Annotated in this window: 9 protein-coding genes; 2 read left to right on the plus strand and 7 right to left on the minus strand. The window is 45.0% G+C overall.

Annotated features, from left to right (window positions below):
• The first annotated feature begins 47 nt into the window (after positions 1–47).
• Positions 48–8852, plus strand: a complete 8805-nt coding sequence (locus CCS02_RS03255) for a GH36-type glycosyl hydrolase domain-containing protein (RefSeq protein ID WP_100635769.1) — start codon at positions 48–50, stop codon at positions 8850–8852.
• A 118-nt stretch (positions 8853–8970) separates the two neighbouring features.
• On the opposite strand, the gene CCS02_RS03260 is transcribed toward CCS02_RS03255, so the two are convergent.
• From CCS02_RS03260 to CCS02_RS03290, 7 genes are all read right to left on the minus strand, one after another.
• The gene (locus tag CCS02_RS03260; RefSeq protein ID WP_100187730.1) at positions 8971–9996 is read right to left on the minus strand and encodes a TRAP transporter substrate-binding protein; all 1026 of its coding nucleotides are present in this window, start codon (positions 9994–9996) and stop codon (positions 8971–8973) included.
• Between the two features lie 136 nt (positions 9997–10132).
• Complete coding sequence (locus CCS02_RS03265) at positions 10133–11203, minus strand: aromatic ring-hydroxylating dioxygenase subunit alpha (RefSeq protein ID WP_198515324.1); 1071 nt, start codon at positions 11201–11203, stop codon at positions 10133–10135.
• A gap of 45 nt (positions 11204–11248) precedes the next feature.
• Positions 11249–12193, minus strand: coding sequence for a PDR/VanB family oxidoreductase (locus CCS02_RS03270; protein ID WP_100635771.1), 945 nt, complete (start codon positions 12191–12193; stop codon positions 11249–11251).
• Between the two features lie 237 nt (positions 12194–12430).
• Positions 12431–12919, minus strand: coding sequence for a MarR family winged helix-turn-helix transcriptional regulator (locus tag CCS02_RS03275; RefSeq protein WP_100635773.1), 489 nt, complete (start codon positions 12917–12919; stop codon positions 12431–12433).
• A gap of 287 nt (positions 12920–13206) precedes the next feature.
• Complete coding sequence (locus CCS02_RS03280; protein ID WP_072839240.1) at positions 13207–13608, minus strand: GFA family protein; 402 nt, start codon at positions 13606–13608, stop codon at positions 13207–13209.
• Positions 13609–13649: 41 nt separating this feature from the next.
• Positions 13650–14474 (minus strand): hypothetical protein, encoded by an 825-nt coding sequence (locus CCS02_RS03285; RefSeq protein WP_072839239.1) that lies wholly within the window; start codon positions 14472–14474, stop codon positions 13650–13652.
• Positions 14475–14576: 102 nt separating this feature from the next.
• A complete protein-coding gene (locus tag CCS02_RS03290) occupies positions 14577–15503 on the minus strand; it encodes a LysR family transcriptional regulator (protein ID WP_100635775.1) in 927 nt (308 codons plus the stop codon).
• 127 nt (positions 15504–15630) lie between these two features.
• Here CCS02_RS03290 and lysA point away from each other — a divergent pair, with 127 nt between their 5' ends.
• Positions 15631–16878 (plus strand): diaminopimelate decarboxylase, encoded by a 1248-nt coding sequence (lysA, locus tag CCS02_RS03295; protein ID WP_100635777.1) that lies wholly within the window; start codon positions 15631–15633, stop codon positions 16876–16878.
• Positions 16879–16895: the final 17 nt, after the last annotated feature.

Here is a 16895-nt window from a genome sequence, read left to right on the forward strand (position 1 = left end):
GAAAAGACGCTTGATTGCGCCATTCATCAGATGATTTTAAGGCGATTATGTTAAACACTTTTTCTTCTCTACTTGGACGACGATTTTCTCACTCGCTTTGGGACAGCACGATTCCTGTTCGAGAGGAGTTGTTTGGTTTAGAACGGCTTGAAGAACACGCAGAAAGTTTGGCCAAGGCTCAACAAGCATTTGGTTCTGAACCTTCTGTATTGCCTTTGCAGACGCGACTTGATGAAAACGCCACGGCCTTATTAGCGTCTTATCGTGAAAGTGCTGTTGAGTTGGAGCGAGGTGGAAGTGTGGTTCCCGCCGCGGAATGGCTGCTGGATAACTATCATTTAGTGGAAGAGCAAATTCGCGAGATCAGAGATGATTTGCCGGACAGTTATTATCGACAATTACCTAAGCTAGCCGATGGGCCTTTTGCAGGCTATCCGCGGGTATTTGGTTTAACCTGGGCGTTTGTAGCGCACACCGATAGCCATATAGATCCTGATGTTCTGATGCGATTTATTCATGCTTATCAAAAAGTTCAACCGCTCACGATTGGCGAATTGTGGGCGGTGGCGATTACGCTGCGCATTGTATTAATTGAAAACTTGCGACGTTTGGCTGATCAAATTGCCGTCGGACGCGACGCTCGCCACGACGCCGATCATTTCACCGAGCGGCTTTTGGTGGCAGGTTGTGCTCATTCAGCGTTACAAGAAGACATCGCCTCCCGCTCACCGGAACCGCTATCAGAAGTGTTTGCTGCGCAATTGGCGAAGCGATTACGTGACCAAGATCCGAAAACTACACCAGCATTAGATTGGCTAGAGCAGCGCCTACAACTGCAAGGTCTTTCGGTTGAAGAAGTGGTGCAACATGCCCAGCAACGCCAAGGCGCATCGAACGTCACTATTCGAAATGTAATCACCAGTATGCGGTTGATTTCTGACATTGATTGGTCGGAATTGTTTGAAAAAGTCAGTCTCGTCGATCAAGAGTTCTATCGATACAACTTGTTTGCCCAAATGGATTTCCCAACACGTAACTTGTATCGCAGCGCCGTGGAAGAACTGGCGCGAGGTTGTGATTATTCGGAAATAGACATTGCCCAGCGCGCCGTAGAAATGGCAAAAGACAGCTTAGCTTTATTAGAGTTGAAGAGTGTTGAATCAACACATGCAGAAGCGACAGAAACGTTAATGGAAGAAGCTAAGGTAGAGATAAACCGCTTCGGTGACCCAGGTTATTATTTGATTGAACAGGGCCGTTTAGCTTTCGAAAAATCCATCGCCTATAAACCCACCATGCGATTAAGAGTCCGGCGTTTTCATGTGCGCCTAGGCGTCGCGGGTTACAGTGGCACGATTGCCATTGTCGCCTTGGCTTTTCTTACCATGAGTATTTTCTTCGCGGGATTCATGGCGTTTCCTGCACAATCTTGGTTGCTATGGGCAGTAGTGGCCTTTATTCCCGCCACAGAAGTGGCGTTTGCCATCGTTAATCGTTTAGTGACCTGGCGCTTTGGTGCGGTGATGTTGCCGGGACTTGAACTAAAAGCGGGCGTGCCGACCTCGTTACGAACCTTAATCGCCGTGCCGACTTTGCTCACCTCAGAAGCGGATTTATTAGAACAAATTGAACGTCTAGAAGTGCATTATCTGAGCGGTATCGACGGTGATGTGAGTTTTGCTTTGTTAACTGACGGCAAAGATGCCGATCTAGAAGAATTAGAAAGCGACGCCTTATTGTTAGAAAGGGCGGCGTTGGAAATTGATCGGTTAAACCAGCGTTACGAAGAAGGTCCATCCGGCCCGCGTTTTATCTTGTTGCATCGCCGTAGATTATTTAATCCAAGCGAAAATGTGTGGATGGGCTGGGAGCGTAAACGCGGCAAGTTGCATGAGCTGAACCGATTATTACGCGGCGCGACGGACACCACGTTTATGGCCATTCAGGGCAAAGCGCCCAGTGTGCCGAGTGATGTTCGCTACGTGATTACTCTTGACGCCGACACTCGTTTACCACGAGAAGCGGCGTTGCGATTAATCGGTAAAATGGCGCATCCATTGAATCGTCCACGTTTGGATAAAGTCAAACAGCGAGTTGTTGCAGGCTACGGAATTCTTCAGCCTCGCGTCACACCGTCTTTGTCGGTGGGCACGGAAGGTTCTTTGTTCCAGCGTATATTTTCCGCCCCCGGCGGAATGGACCCTTATGCTGCGGCGATTTCCGATGTCTATCAAGATCTTTTCGGCGAAGGTTCTTTCACTGGCAAAGGCATTTACGATGTCGATATGTTCGAAGCCGCGCTGGCGGATCGTGTGCCGAATGACACCATGCTGAGCCACGATTTGTTCGAAGGCATTTTTGCGCGCGCAGGTTTGGTGTCGGACGTGGAAGTAGTGGAAGAGTTTCCAGCACGATACGATGCCGCTGCGAAACGTCAGCATCGTTGGATGCGAGGCGATTGGCAGTTGTTGCCGTGGATTATGAGCAAACCAACAGAGCAGGGCGTTTCCAGTTTGGGGCGTTGGAAGCTGCTCGACAATTTAAGGCGTTCGCTGGTGGCACCAACAACCTTGTTAGCCTTGGCGTTAAGTTGGTTGTTGTTTCCGTCGTCGGCGTTATTTTTTAGCGCTGTATTATTGGCTGTCATGGCTATACCGCCGTTGTTGCCGTGTCTTTTTTCAATGATTCCTCGTCGTTCTGGCGTGGATACCAGCAACCATTTTAGACTTTGGTTAGGGGATTTACGTCTTGCTTTGAGTCAAACTTTTTTGTCAATCGCCTTACTGCCTGATCAAAGCTGGCGCTCATTGGATGCGATCACACGCACCTTGTTGCGTTTGGGTGTGACCCATCGGCGTTGTTTGGAATGGGCAACCGCGGCGCAGAGTAACGCTAGTCCACGACTCAAGGTGGTGGGTTTTTATCAAAACATGGCCTGTGGCACCTTGCTTGCCTTAGCGGTTTGCTTGTTTGTCATCGTGGTGAATCCGGCAGTGTGGCTGCTGGTGTTGCCGTTTGCTTTGCTTTGGTCTCTTGCGCCTTTGGTGGCCGTGTTTGTTAGTCGATCACCGGAAGTCTTGCGACCTGATGAACTTGATGTCGGTGCAGTCACTTTACGCCTTACTGCACGCAAAACGTGGCGCTATTTTGAAACCTTTGTCACAGAAGAAGATAACTTTTTGCCTCCGGATAATTTCCAAGAAGACCCAGAACCTGTGGTGGCGCATCGAACTTCGCCGACCAATATTGGTTTGTATTTGTTGTCGTCTGTGGCAGCGCGGGACTTTGGTTGGACTGGGTTAATTGAAACGATTGAACGGCTTGAAAACACCTTTATCACTTTGCTTAAGCTGCCTAAATACAAAGGGCATTTGTTTAATTGGTATGGCACGCAAACTTTGCATACTTTATTACCTGAGTACATTTCTTCGGTAGACAGCGGCAATCTTGCTGGGCATTTGATTGCGCTGGCAAACAGTTGTGAGCAATGGCGCGAGGAATCTGTAGTTGGGCAATCTAATGGACAATCTCAAGACACTTTAATCGCTAAGCCAAACTTCACAGTGCGCTCGGGTTTTATGGACAACATTACGTTGGCTAGACAATCCTTAGTGGCTGAATCAAAACAAGCAATCCATTCTGTTAGTCCAGATTTGAGTGTTACTGCAACGGACAGCGAACATCCATTGTTGGCAACCTTGGATAATATCGAGAGTAGATTAAACAGCCGACAGACTATTGAGGCGTTAACGCCGATTTTAATTCGATTGACCGATAAAGCCGCGAAATTGGCTCGTGAGCGAACATTGGGTTCGGGCGAAGAGATTGCACAAGGGCGCCATGCTGATTTCATTTATTGGATTGAAGCCGCCAATAAAGTGATGGTTGAACAGCAGCGCGATACGCTTGAGCAGCGCAATTCTCCCGATTCTTTGCTGGCTAGATTAAATGCTCTGGCGAGCACAGCACGAAATATGGCACTAGATATGGACTTTGCATTTCTCATTGATCCTGAGCGCAAACTTTTGTCGATTGGTTATTCTCTTGCCGAAAACAGCCTCGATCCAAGTTGTTACGATTTATTGGCTTCGGAAGCACGATTGGCAAGTTTGTTTGCTATTGCCAAAGGCGATGTGGCAACCAAGCATTGGTTCCGTCTTGGTCGAGCGGCAACGCCCATGGGCAATGGCTCGGCGCTGATTTCTTGGTCGGGTTCCATGTTCGAATATTTGATGCCGTCGCTGATTATGCGAGCGCCAACGGGCAGTCTGCTTGAACAGACCAATCGGCTGATCGTTGAGCGTCAGCAGGAATACGGCAAACAGCTTGGCATTCCTTGGGGCGTGTCGGAATCTTCTTATAATGCCCGTGATATCGAGTTTACTTATCAATATTCCAACTTTGGTGTGCCGGGACTTGGTCTAAAACGCGGCTTAGCGGAAAATAGAGTCATCGCGCCTTACGCTACAGGGCTTGCAACCATGATTGATCCTCAGGCGGCGGTTGATAATTATGAGCGCTTAAACAGCATGGGCGCTTGTGGGCGTTATGGTTTTTACGAGGCGCTGGACTTTACGCCGACGCGTTTACCCGTTGAAAGCCATGTCGCCATTGTACGCAGTTTTATGGCCCATCATCAGGGCATGACCATTGTGGCCATCGCCAATACCTTGCTGGAAGGCGCATTTAGACAACGTTTTCATCAAGAACCGATGATTCAAGCGTGCGAACTCTTATTGCAAGAACGCATGCCAAGGGATGTTTGCATTAGTCATCCACGGGCAGAAGAAGTGAAAACCTTCGCGTCCACTTTAACGGTAATTGCGCCGATCGTTCGACGCCTAAGCCCAACAGCTGCAGGCTCGCCCATTACGCATTTGTTATCGAACGGTCGCTATGTGGTGATGTTGACCGCCACTGGCGCAGGCTACAGTCGTTGGCGCGACATTGCGGTGACCCGATGGCAGGAAGATACCACATGCGATCATTACGGCAGTTTCATTTTCTTACGTGATAAAAATACAGGTCAGCTTTGGTCGAGTTCTGCTCAGCCTTTGCAAGACGAAGGTCATTATCCGGCAGGTGTGTTTGAAGAAGATCATGCGGAATTTGTGCGTCATGATGGTGAGCTAACCACGACAATGGATGTGTTGGTTTCCGGTGAAGACGATGGCGAAGTACGTCGTATTTCCTTGAGTAACAATGGTCGAGCGGCTTATGACATTGAACTGACGTCCTATCTTGAATTGGTGCTAACGACGCCAGCAACAGACAACGCTCATCCGGCCTTTGCCAAGATGTTTGTGCAAACGGAATATGTCCCTGAATACAATGCGCTAATCGCGACTCGCCGTAAACGTGCTGCGCAGGAACCTTCTGTTTGGGCGGCGCATTTTGCCATTGTAGAAGGGGAAGTAACGGCCGATCCTCAATATGAAACCAACCGTGCCTTGTTTATTGGACGAGGTAATTCCATTGCCACCGCCGCGGCGTTTGATTGTGACGATTCGTCGGTTGAAAGTGTCGATCTGAACAATTCAATTGGGACCGTGCTAGATCCTATTTTCTCGTTACGCTATGCCGTTCATGTGCCAGCAGGCAGTGTGGTGAAAGTGGCGTTTTGGACAGTTGTGGCGTCTTCTCGTGAAGAATTAATGGATCTTATTGATCGACATCATGACCGCAGTGCTTATGACAGAGCGAAAACCTTGGCTTGGACGCAGGCGCAAGTGCAATTGCGTCATTTGGATATTAGCCCAACCGAGGCAGGCGATTTCCAACGACTTGCTGCGCCGATTATTTACGCCGATCCGCGTTTTCGTGTTTCAGCCGACTCCATTCATCGCGGCATGGCGGGTCAGTCTGTGCTTTGGCCGCATTCGATTAGTGGTGATTTGCCCATTGTGCTGTTGCGCATTGATGACGTCGAAGACATTGATCAAGTGAAGCAATTATTGCGCGCCCATGAATACTGGCGCATGAAGCGTCTGGCAGTGGATCTGGTGATCATCAATGAGCACGCGTGTTCTTATTTACAAGACTTGCAAATTGCCATTGAAACCGCAGTACGAAGTAGCCAATCACGGCCTCGACTAATCGATAAGTCTAACGGTGATCATGTGCAAGGCGCTGTATATGTTTTGCGTGCAGACTTGGTGGATGTGCAGGTTCGTGATTTGCTGAAATCGGTTGCTCGGGTGGTGCTTATTGCTCGTCGAGGATCTATTGGTAAACATATTCATCGCTTGCCGCCAGCGTCGACTTGGCCGCCGAAGATTCGTTCGATGAATGAATCGACTGGTGGTAATGTCATTCCATTCAAGGCAAAGAATTCAACAGCCAGGGACAAGTTAGCAGCCCTGAAACAAGGACTAGAGTTCTTCAATGGCTTGGGTGGTTTTGGTTTAGATGGTCGGGAATATACGGTGATTCTTGAAAACGGCGCCTCGACGCCTGCGCCTTGGATCAATGTCATTGCCAATGCGAGTTTTGGCTTTCATGTGTCGGTCGAAGGCAGTGGTTATACGTGGGCGGAAAACAGCCGCGAGAACCAGCTAACGCCTTGGTGTAATGATCCCGTTTCTAATCCGTCTGGTGAAGCGATTTACGTGCGCGATGAAGACAGCTTGGAATTGTTTGGCGCCACGGCTCAGCCGCTTCGTTCTTTTAATCAAGCGAACAACAAAGCCAATCAAAGTGCATTTGTTGCTCATCATGGTCGTGGTTATAGCTGTTTTGAACATCAAGCGGATGGTTTGGCGCTGACCTTATTGCAATACGTACCTTTGGCAGATCCGATTAAAATTTCACGCTTAACTCTGCATAACCAAACGGGGCGACGTCGTCGATTCTCTGTTACGTTTTACGCCGAATGGGTGTTAGGCACAGCTCGAGGAACGTCTGCGCCATTTATTACCACGGATTTGGATTCTGCTGGTTCAAACGCCTTATTCGTTTGTAATCGCTGGAATGTGGCGTTTCCGGGGCGTGTTGCTTTTGCCGATATGGGCGGGATGCAGTCGACCTGGACGACAGATCGCACCGAGTTTCTGGGACGCAATGGTCGCATGAATGCACCAGCGGCTTTGCTTAGGGATTCGTCTTTGTCTGGCAGCATTGGCGCAGGACAGGATCCTTGTACTGCACAGCAATCTATCGTTGAGCTTGAACCGGATGAATCGGTGGAAGTGGTGATCTTGCTGGGGCAATGTGCTTCGGTCGGCAAAGCCCGCGATTTGATCGAGAAATATCGCCATGCGGATTTGGATCAAGTGCTGGCTGACGTGACACAGCATTGGGATACCTTGTTAGGCGCAGTTCAGGTGAAAACGCCTGATCGAGCGATGGATATCATGCTCAATGGTTGGCTGCTTTATCAGACGGTGGCGTGTCGAATGTGGGCGCGTTCAGCGTATTATCAAGCCAGCGGCGCGTATGGTTTTCGAGATCAATTACAGGACGGTATGTCGATGACATTCCGCCGACCGGATATGACCAGAGCGCATATTTTGCGTGCGGCGAGTCGTCAGTTTGTCGAGGGCGATGTACAGCATTGGTGGCTGCCTCATACCGGGCAGGGTGTGCGTACGCATATTTCTGATGATAGAGTCTGGCTGGCGTATGCCACGGCGACCTACATTGAAACCTCGGGTGATGTGTCTATTTTGGAAGAAAAAGTCGCCTTTATCGAAGGGCCGCCTTTGCCTGCGGATCAGCATGATGCGTATTTTTATCCTACGGAATCGGATGAGTCTGCAACCTTGTTTGAGCATTGTGCTCGCGGTTTGGATCAATGTCTTGAACTGACGGGCGGAAATGGCCTGCCATTAATGGGCACGGGCGATTGGAACGATGGTATGAACCGTGTCGGGGAAGGCGGCCAAGGGGAAAGTGTTTGGTTAGGTTGGTTGCTGATTCGTACCATCAATTTATTCTCGCCCATGGCGCAAATTCGTGATGAAGACGAACGAGTACAAAACTGGGTAACTCATGCCAGTAAAGTAAGAGAAGCCATTGAAGAAAAAGCTTGGGACGGTGACTGGTATCGTCGGGCGAACTTCGATGACGGCAGTTGGTTAGGTTCTAAAGACAACGACGAATGCCAAATTGATTCTATTGTGCAATCTTGGGCGATATTGTCTGAAGCGGGCGAACCAGAACGCGCCGCGAAAGCCATGGAGTCAGTCGAGCAATATCTGATTCAACCCGAGTCAAAACTGGCGTTATTGTTTACGCCGCCATTTGATAAAACCAGCCATGATCCGGGTTATATCAAAGGCTATCCACCGGGCTTACGGGAAAACGGCGGTCAATACAGTCATGCCGCTATGTGGGCGATTTTAGCCTACGCTAAATTGGGGGATGGCAACAAAGCCAACGACTTGTTTAATTTGCTCAACCCGATCAATCACGCACTGAATGCGGAAGACACAGAGCGTTATAAAGTCGAACCTTATGTGGTCGCGGCGGATGTATATTCGGTTGCGCCTCACACAGGACGAGGCGGTTGGACTTGGTACACAGGCTCAGCAGGTTGGATGTATCGTGCAGGAATGGAAGGCATACTTGGTATTCATCGAGAAGGCAAGGAACTGACGATTCAGCCTTGTATTCCGTTAGGTTGGCCGGGATTTGAAGCCACCGTAAAAATCGACGATACGGAATACTTTATAACCGTCGAGCAATCGGCTGATCGCGCTCATTTTTCAAAAACTGAAGACCCTATAGAAGACTCTTTAGTACGAAGTGGAATCCGAGCTGTGGTGGATGGCATGGATATTCAAATCACCAACAACATTGTGCGCGTACCACTGGATGGTGGAACACATAAGTTGAATATTTCATATTTGTAATTTTAATAAATAGAGCAGGTGGTTATATTTTCAGCCTTACAAAAAGGGAAGTCTTGCGTCGACTTCCCTTTTATTTTTGTTAGCAAATTCTAGTGTCGCTTTTTTAATACTCTGTGCTTTATGACTCTATGTTAGTAGAGCACTCAGCTGAATATTCTAAGGCTTTTTGATAAATATTTTCTGCCTTTTTAGACTGATTTTTCATATCACTAATATAAGATGCAATGACTTTTTTGGTAATTGGTCCCCATACCGGATTGGTATTAACATTGCTAATTATTTCAATAGTATGGCCAGCTTCAATAGCTTCTTTTCGGCCTGCAGCGTCTAGATTGTCTAGTGCTTTCCCCATGACTCGTGACCAATGTTCGCCACTATGTTTATCCATAATTTTCTTAAGATTATCAGGCAGGTTATTGTAGGCACGCTTATTCATTGTGGTTATAAATGAAAGAGTGTAAAGACCTATTTCTGTATGATGTGTTAACAGTTCATTTAGGCGGAAATCTTTCATTGCTTGCCATGGAAAGGCGACGCCTTGGATAACCCCCCGTTGTGCGGACTGGTAGGTATCAGGGGCTGGCATACCAACTGGATTTGCGTTCATTGAACTGAGTAAGTCTGCTACAACAGTTGTTGCTCTGCGTATGCGCATTCCTTCTAAGTCACTTGGTTCGAGAATTTGCTTTTCACTGGTGTGAAGATGTCCAGGCCCATGAACAAATAGGAATAAAGGATGGGTATCCGTGTATTCACTTGAAATAAGTTTATTGTCATAAAGCTTTTGAATAGCGCAGCTTGAGTTTTCAGCAGTGGTAATCAAGCCTGGCAGTTCGACCACTTGTGTAAGTGGAAATCTTCCAGCCATGTAGCCTTGAGCGGTAACTGTGATATCTGCTATACCATTTACTGTTGATGCATAGCTTTGTGCTGCTTTAGCAAGAGTTTGACTTGGGTATATTTCAATTTTTAACTGTTTATCTGAGTCATTTTCGATTGAGTCAGCCCAGTCTTGTATTACATTGCCAACACTTGAGTTAGCTGGCCAGAAGTGAGCTAGACGTAATGTGTAGGTTTGTGAAAATGCTAAAGTTGTCCACAGACTGCTTAAGCAGAGAGTCGAAATTATTAGTTTGTTTTTCATGTTTATTACCTCTTTATTATTGTTTTAGTGGTCTTACATTTTTCTAATTACAAAGACTAAGCAGCACTCTTAGTCTTTTTTAATGTGTTGGGCATTCATAGCAGTGCCACTATGAATTAGCTTAAAGCGAAATGGTTTAAGTCAGCTGTGATTCGATAATACGGCGAGCTCGATTCGGGGCAACGTCAACATGTATGTCTAACATCGTCCTATTTTTAAAGTTCTGCATATTTTTGTATTGCGCTTCAATGACCACTTTGTCTTCATCAAAAGTCAGTCTTGTTTGTTCAATGACTTTTTTCGCAGTCTCTTCTGGATCATGTTTTGGGTTGGTCGACATAGTCCATAGATAGTGACAAGTTGTCTCTGTTTCAGGCGTGATCCCATGGAAACCTTTCATGTGGAAGCCATCGCGGTTTGGGTTATCTAGAGAGTCCGAGCCCGCATCTACTGCCCCCGTCCAAATTTCTAAATGAGATATTTTGAAGAGAATTTCTTGCCAGCGATCGATTTTTCCTTTGAACGGATAGGCTGCGGTGTAAGTTGGAGGTGGAACTGAATCGGGCATATGACGGACAACACGAACCATTTTTTCGTCACTTTCAACCTTGGTTTCTGCAGTCATGTGCAATTTTGCATTACCGCCGATGGTATAGAGGTGAACATATCCCAGATGGCTAAGATCTAACAGGTTGTCGTGTATTAGCTGATAAGGTGCTTCGTAGTGATAGACATCGCCATCAAATAGATATTCTGGGTTGTTATGAACTGGATATTCTGGTGGTGTACAGGTTGGTTCTTGCGTATTTTCATCCCCAAACCAGATCCAAATAAGATGGTTTTGTTCGCAAATCGAATAAGTCGATACTAAGGCTTTGCGTGGAACTTTGTCTTGGCCCGGAACCTCAATGCACTTACCGTCGCCATTAAATAGCAACCCGTGATAGCCACAACGAATGCCGTTATTTTCAATTGTGCCAAGTGACAAAGGCAAAGCGCGGTGACAGCATCTATCCTCAAGCGCAGAGACCTCTCCATCTGAAGTACGGAAAAAAACAATTTGATGATTGAGGATTGTGCGTGCTAAGGGCTTATCTTTCAATTCAGAACTCAAAGCAGCCACGTACCACATATTGAGTGGAAATAAGGACTTTGTTTCGACGTCAGTATTGATTAGTTCAGCTGCGCTCATATGTTGAACACTCATAAAACTCTCCTTCTTATATTTGTTTTGACTTGCTTTGATGTGGCACTAAAGATCGAGCACCAGAGTTTTGGTTAGTGACCTTGAACAACAAGGGGTAAATTTATCGTTCTTAGCGTGTTCTTCGCTGGATAAAAATTGATCCCTATGGTCAGGTGTGCCTGATATGACTCTTGTTAGGCAGGAGCCACATATGCCTTGTTCGCAGGACACATTAATTTCGATACCAGCGTCGTCTAACACTTCAAAAACTGAGTTATTCTCAGGAATGTGAAAGCGTGCGCCAGAACTCGCAATCTCAACTTCAAACGCTTGATTTGCTGCGTTTTCAGTTGGTACCGCAGTGAAATGTTCTTTATGTAATCTTGCTTCTAACCAACCCGTTTCTTTAGCCGCAGAAAAAACAAAATCCATAAAACCATTTGGACCACATACATAGAGGTGAGTTTGGTTATTGGCATCGAGTAGCGCTTGGCGAAAAGATTTCGTTTCATCTCCATCGAAATAAAACGTGCTCTTATCTGCAAAGTCGCCTGAAATTATTTGTTGATAAAAAGCGGTTCTATCGCCGCTGCGAGTGAAATAATGTAAAGAAAAAGAACGATTTTTAAACTGTAAGTCTTCCGCCATGGATAGAATTGGAGTGATTCCAATTCCTCCTGCAACTAAAATATAAGATGGAGCGTCGTAATTTAGCTCGAAAAGGTTTCTAGGCTCCGAAATGCTAATCACATCTCCTTCTTTTATGTTTTCGTGTAAAGCTTTTGAGCCACCACGGGAGTTTGGATCTTTTAAAACCGCGATTTTATAGCTATTTGTTTTTTTTGAGTCATTGTAGATGGAGTATTGTCGAGTGATGTCGCGACTAACTAGCACGTCTATATGAGCGCCAGGAGCGGCTTCAGGAAGTTTTTTATCGTCTACATTCGTAAGTTCAAAACTAACGATACCGTTAGCCTCAATATTTTTTTTCTTAATAAGAACGTCAATCATTTCAAGCTGCCTTAGTTATTTTTAGTTGGCTCTTGCTATGTTTATAACGGCAATATAGTTGTGATGTCAACTAAATAAAGTTGCTATAGCAACCTTTTTTAGCCGGGTTTTATCATGAAATAATGAGTGGATTGTTATAGATTTGTTTTTTTTAGACGGCAGACGTTATCTAAATCATTCATCTATAACGTCTTTAATAAGTTGAGTTTGGGTGAAGTGAGGGGAGTATTGAGGCGATTATTTTGGGATGTTAGGGCGGAAATTATTTACTGTATTAACGCTATCATTTAAGCGGTTTAGGAACTTTACTAAGGTATCAATCTCTTTTTTTGTAAAGCCTTGTAGTAAGAGTTTTTCACGAGCAATGGCAACTTCGAAAACTTTATCGTGCAGAGCTCTTCCTTTGCTGGTCATCCAGATGATAAGTCGACGAGCGTCGTCGGGGTCAAGGCTAGAGTAAACGTATTGTTCTTGTTCTAGAAGTTTTAGAGATCGACTCACGCCAGACTTGTCTAAACCAATAACTTGGCACATACGATTAGCTGATATGCCATTCTCAACAGCAAGTAATGCAAGTAATCTCCATTCTACAATGCCTATACCAAAAAATTCCCGATAAATAGAAGATGCACCGCTTGATAGTTTATTTGCCAAAAAAGTAACAAGGGCAGGAACATAGTATTCTAAATTAAGGGCGGGGGTATCTTCGTGCTGGTCGTTAGACATACCTATAAGTACTCATTAGATGGATGAAATCATAGTTCATGGTTGTGATGAATAAATAATATAAAATTATCAGTCAACTCAATGTATTAGCTTATGGTATTAACGATTTGCTGCTTTGACAATAGATCATGGTTTTTAACTCTCGATCTCGTGTCTTTACTGTTACTGCAAGAGCGACTGGTTTGTTAGTTAGTATTGTTTATCTCAAGAGAATCTTGAGCAATTTAATATGCAATAAGATTAGGGGATATTGCCCCTAATCTTTATTTATTTTTCTCTGCTAGAAGCTACACAACAGGGCGTTCTTCGTATTGCGGGATATCATCGCAGATTTCATGCCATTCGGCTTTTGAACCAACAAAGATATGTGAAGACGGTTTGCCTTCTATTTTTGTGTCGAGTGTGCCAATGCGAAGACGAAGTAGCTCTGGCATGTGTGGGCGTCGGCTATAAAGTGGTGATGCGCATTGTTTGCAAAAGACACGGAAAACACCAGGTGTAGATTCGTATTCAGCCAGTAGTTCTTTGCCTTTTAACAAGGCGAAGGCGGTTGTTGGAATAGCTGCATTGGTAGCAAAAGCAGAGCCGTTGGCTTTACGACATTTTTGACAATGACACTGCATGATGTCGCCCAATTCACCTTTTATTTCGTATTGCACGCCATTACATAAACAGCTTCCCGATAACATGTTTTTCTCCTTAATTGAGGTTGGCCTTACCAGTTTTTCAGTTAAACGCTTTGCTTTGGGCAGACGACTTTTGTGGCTTTTAGGTGATACATAGTTACTTCTGGGTGGCTAAAGAAACCCATTTCCCAAGGATTTTTCTGGATAAAGAGTTCTTGAATTTGTTGGAAAACTGGGTTGCTTTTGGGGATTTCATAAACATCACTTTTGATGATGCTGTAATTCCATTCGATAGCTTCTTCAAAAGTAAAGGTAGCACGACCATCGATAGCAAAGTAACACTGATTGTTGCGACTTAACAGCTTAGCCTTAAATGTGCTCGGGAAGGTAATAAAGAAAATATCATCGTCAACAGAGGATAAGAACGCCATAACAGTGGAATGTGGTTGCTGTTTGGCATAAGTCATCAAAACGCCAATTTTATTGTCGTTTTCACTGTCGTCAATCTCGGGCGCGACAGTAAGCGGGCTGTGTGGTAGATCGATAGCAGGGCGACTATCGCTTGGGTGTTCATAGTCATTCGCTTGGAAAGATTTAGCAATGCTAGCGCCATAGTAAACTTCGTACTCAAGGGCATTTACTTGTGCTTTTTTACCCGTTGTTGATGTAACTATGCCTTTGAACGACGAACGGTATACTTTTAAATCTGCGTCGTATTCCGATACGCCGGTACGATTGTCTAGATGTATGGTGACTTTTTGATTGGACTTGAGTTGATGACCATTGGGAAAGAAAAGCTCCAATGACGTGTCTGTCAGAATGTTTACACCGCAGATATAAACATCCATTTCGTTATCTTGGGAGCCGTAAGTGCCGGCTACGCCAAGTACTTGTTTACCAATGAGATCACTTAAAGCCAACTGCGTCATCGTGTTTTCCTTAATGCCTGCCAAAATGTGCTTGCTATTGATTAGTTACTTATGCAAAAAAGTGTATCAGAAAATACGTTCAGCGATCATAAATAAGCATGCCTAAATTGAATGAGCTGAGTACTGATTAATTTTAGTTTTTATTTCTTTCGATTCATCTTCCAGTGCTGCAATGAAGTCATCTAAAAACGGGTTAAAGGGGCGGTGTAAGGGCAAAAGTATATTGATGGTAAATGGGTAAGACACATTCAATGGACGAATTTGCAGACCATGATCAATAAAGTCCAATGCTGTTAGTGGATTGATGATGGCAATTCCCGCGCCTTTACTTACCAACTGACAGACAGACGCGGCAGTTGGTGTTTCTATCACGGTTTTACGATTGATTCCAAGCCGATATAGATCTTCATCCAATTTTATTCGATATGGATCGTTAGGCGATAAGTTAATAAAAGGCTGGCCTTCGAAATCACGGATATCAATGATGTCTTTTGCTAATAATGGATGATCATTTGGCAAAATACAGACTTCATCGATACTTAACAAAGGTTTAAGTATGGTGCCTGACGGTGAGTAGTTGTTTTCAGTCAACCCCAGGTCGTATTGTTGGTACGTTAAGCTTTGTTCTAAATATGGCGGCTCTTGCACAGAGATGGAGATACCGACATTTTGGTTTGTATCTAAAAACTTCAGACATGCGCCAGGTAACAGAGACTGTGAAAAAGCTGGCAATGTTAGTACTGAGAGCCTTCCTATCTGATCTGTGCGCAAATCTTCAACGGTTGACCAAATTCGTTCTAAGCCAATATACGAACGTTTTACTTCTTCAAAAAGCGTGTAAGCGGCGTTACTGGGTTTGAGTCGGCCGCGCACTCGTTCAAATAGGCTGAACCCTAATATCTGTTCAAGTCTTGCCAGTTCTCGGCTAATGGTCGGTTGTGAGGTATGCAACATATCGGCTGCGCTGGTTACGCTTTCTGCTGTCATCAAAGCATTGAATATTTCAATTTGTCGGAATGTTAGTTTCATAGGTCATATCAGAAATGAATAGAATTTGAATAAATAGATATTATTTGTATTTTTGGACGGGCGCTATGATTGATTCTATTAAATAACTTAAAAAATTGATTCGAGCGATCTATAGGAGCAAGGCTAAGTGACTATTTTTAATCCCAATACACTAGTAGAAATAACTCAGCAATTTGGTACACCTGCATGGGTGTACGATGCGGCAATCATTCGTCATCAGATCAGACAGTTAAGGGATTTTGATGTCATCCGTTTCGCGCAAAAAGCCTGCTCAAATACACATATTTTACGATTGATGCGAGAAGAAGGTGTAATGGTTGATGCTGTGTCTGCTGGAGAAATTGAAAGAAGTTTAGCGGCGGGCTACAGCAACAGCGACAATCCTGAAAGCATTGTTTTTACCGCAGATCTGATAGATCGCGAAACAATAGAATTGGTTATTCAACACGATATTCCTGTCAATATTGGCTCTATGGATATGTTGCATCGAATTGCAGAAGTCGCTCCTCATCATCCAGTTTGGATACGTGTGAATCCTGGGTTTGGCCATGGCCATAGTGAAAAAACCAATACTGGTGGACCAAATAGCAAACATGGTATTTCGCTAGAAGATTTGCCGCAGACCGTTGCTCTGATTCAACAATATGGTTTGGATTTAATTGGCATTCATATGCACATTGGTTCAGGTTCAGACTTTGTACATTTGTCTCAAGCCTGCCAAGCCATGGTCGAGGTGGTGAAGTTAGCCAATGTGGATATCCGAGCCATTTCTACTGGTGGTGGGCTTCCTGCGCCTTATACAGAAAATGACGTAGAATTAGATACCAATAGTTTTTTCCGATTGTGGGATGAAGCGCGTAAAGAGATAGAAAATCATTTAGGCCATGTTATTAAACTAGAAGTAGAACCGGGACGATTTTTAGTCGCAAACGCGGGCGTTTTGGTGGCGGAAATCCATTGTTTGAAATCAACGCAGCAGCACAATTTCATTCTAGTCGATGCTGGTTTTAATGACCTGTTAAGACCGAGTATGTATGGCAGCTATCACAAAATAGAAGTGATTCATCAAGCAACAAATCAGCGGCAAGCAAGCCCATTGTTTGATCCGCTTGAGTATGCGGTGGCTGGACCTTTGTGTGAGTCCGGTGATGTGTTTACACAAGATGCCAGTGGCGTGATTTGCCATCAAATACTGAATAATCCTAGGGTGGGCGATTTGCTGGTGTTTAATGATGTCGGTGCATATGGAGCTTCTATGTCTTCAAATTACAACAGTCGACCGCTGGCGCCTGAGTTTTTGATCGATGGAGGGCATCATCGCCTCATCAGAAAAAGACAAAACATAAGTGACTTGTTAGCGTTAGAAAGCGTGTAATTTGACTGAGATTCTTC

Origin of the sequence: Marinomonas sp. ef1, assembly GCF_002806845.1 — a bacterium.
In the GTDB taxonomy this organism is placed as follows: Bacteria; Pseudomonadota; Gammaproteobacteria; order Pseudomonadales; family Marinomonadaceae; genus Marinomonas; species Marinomonas polaris.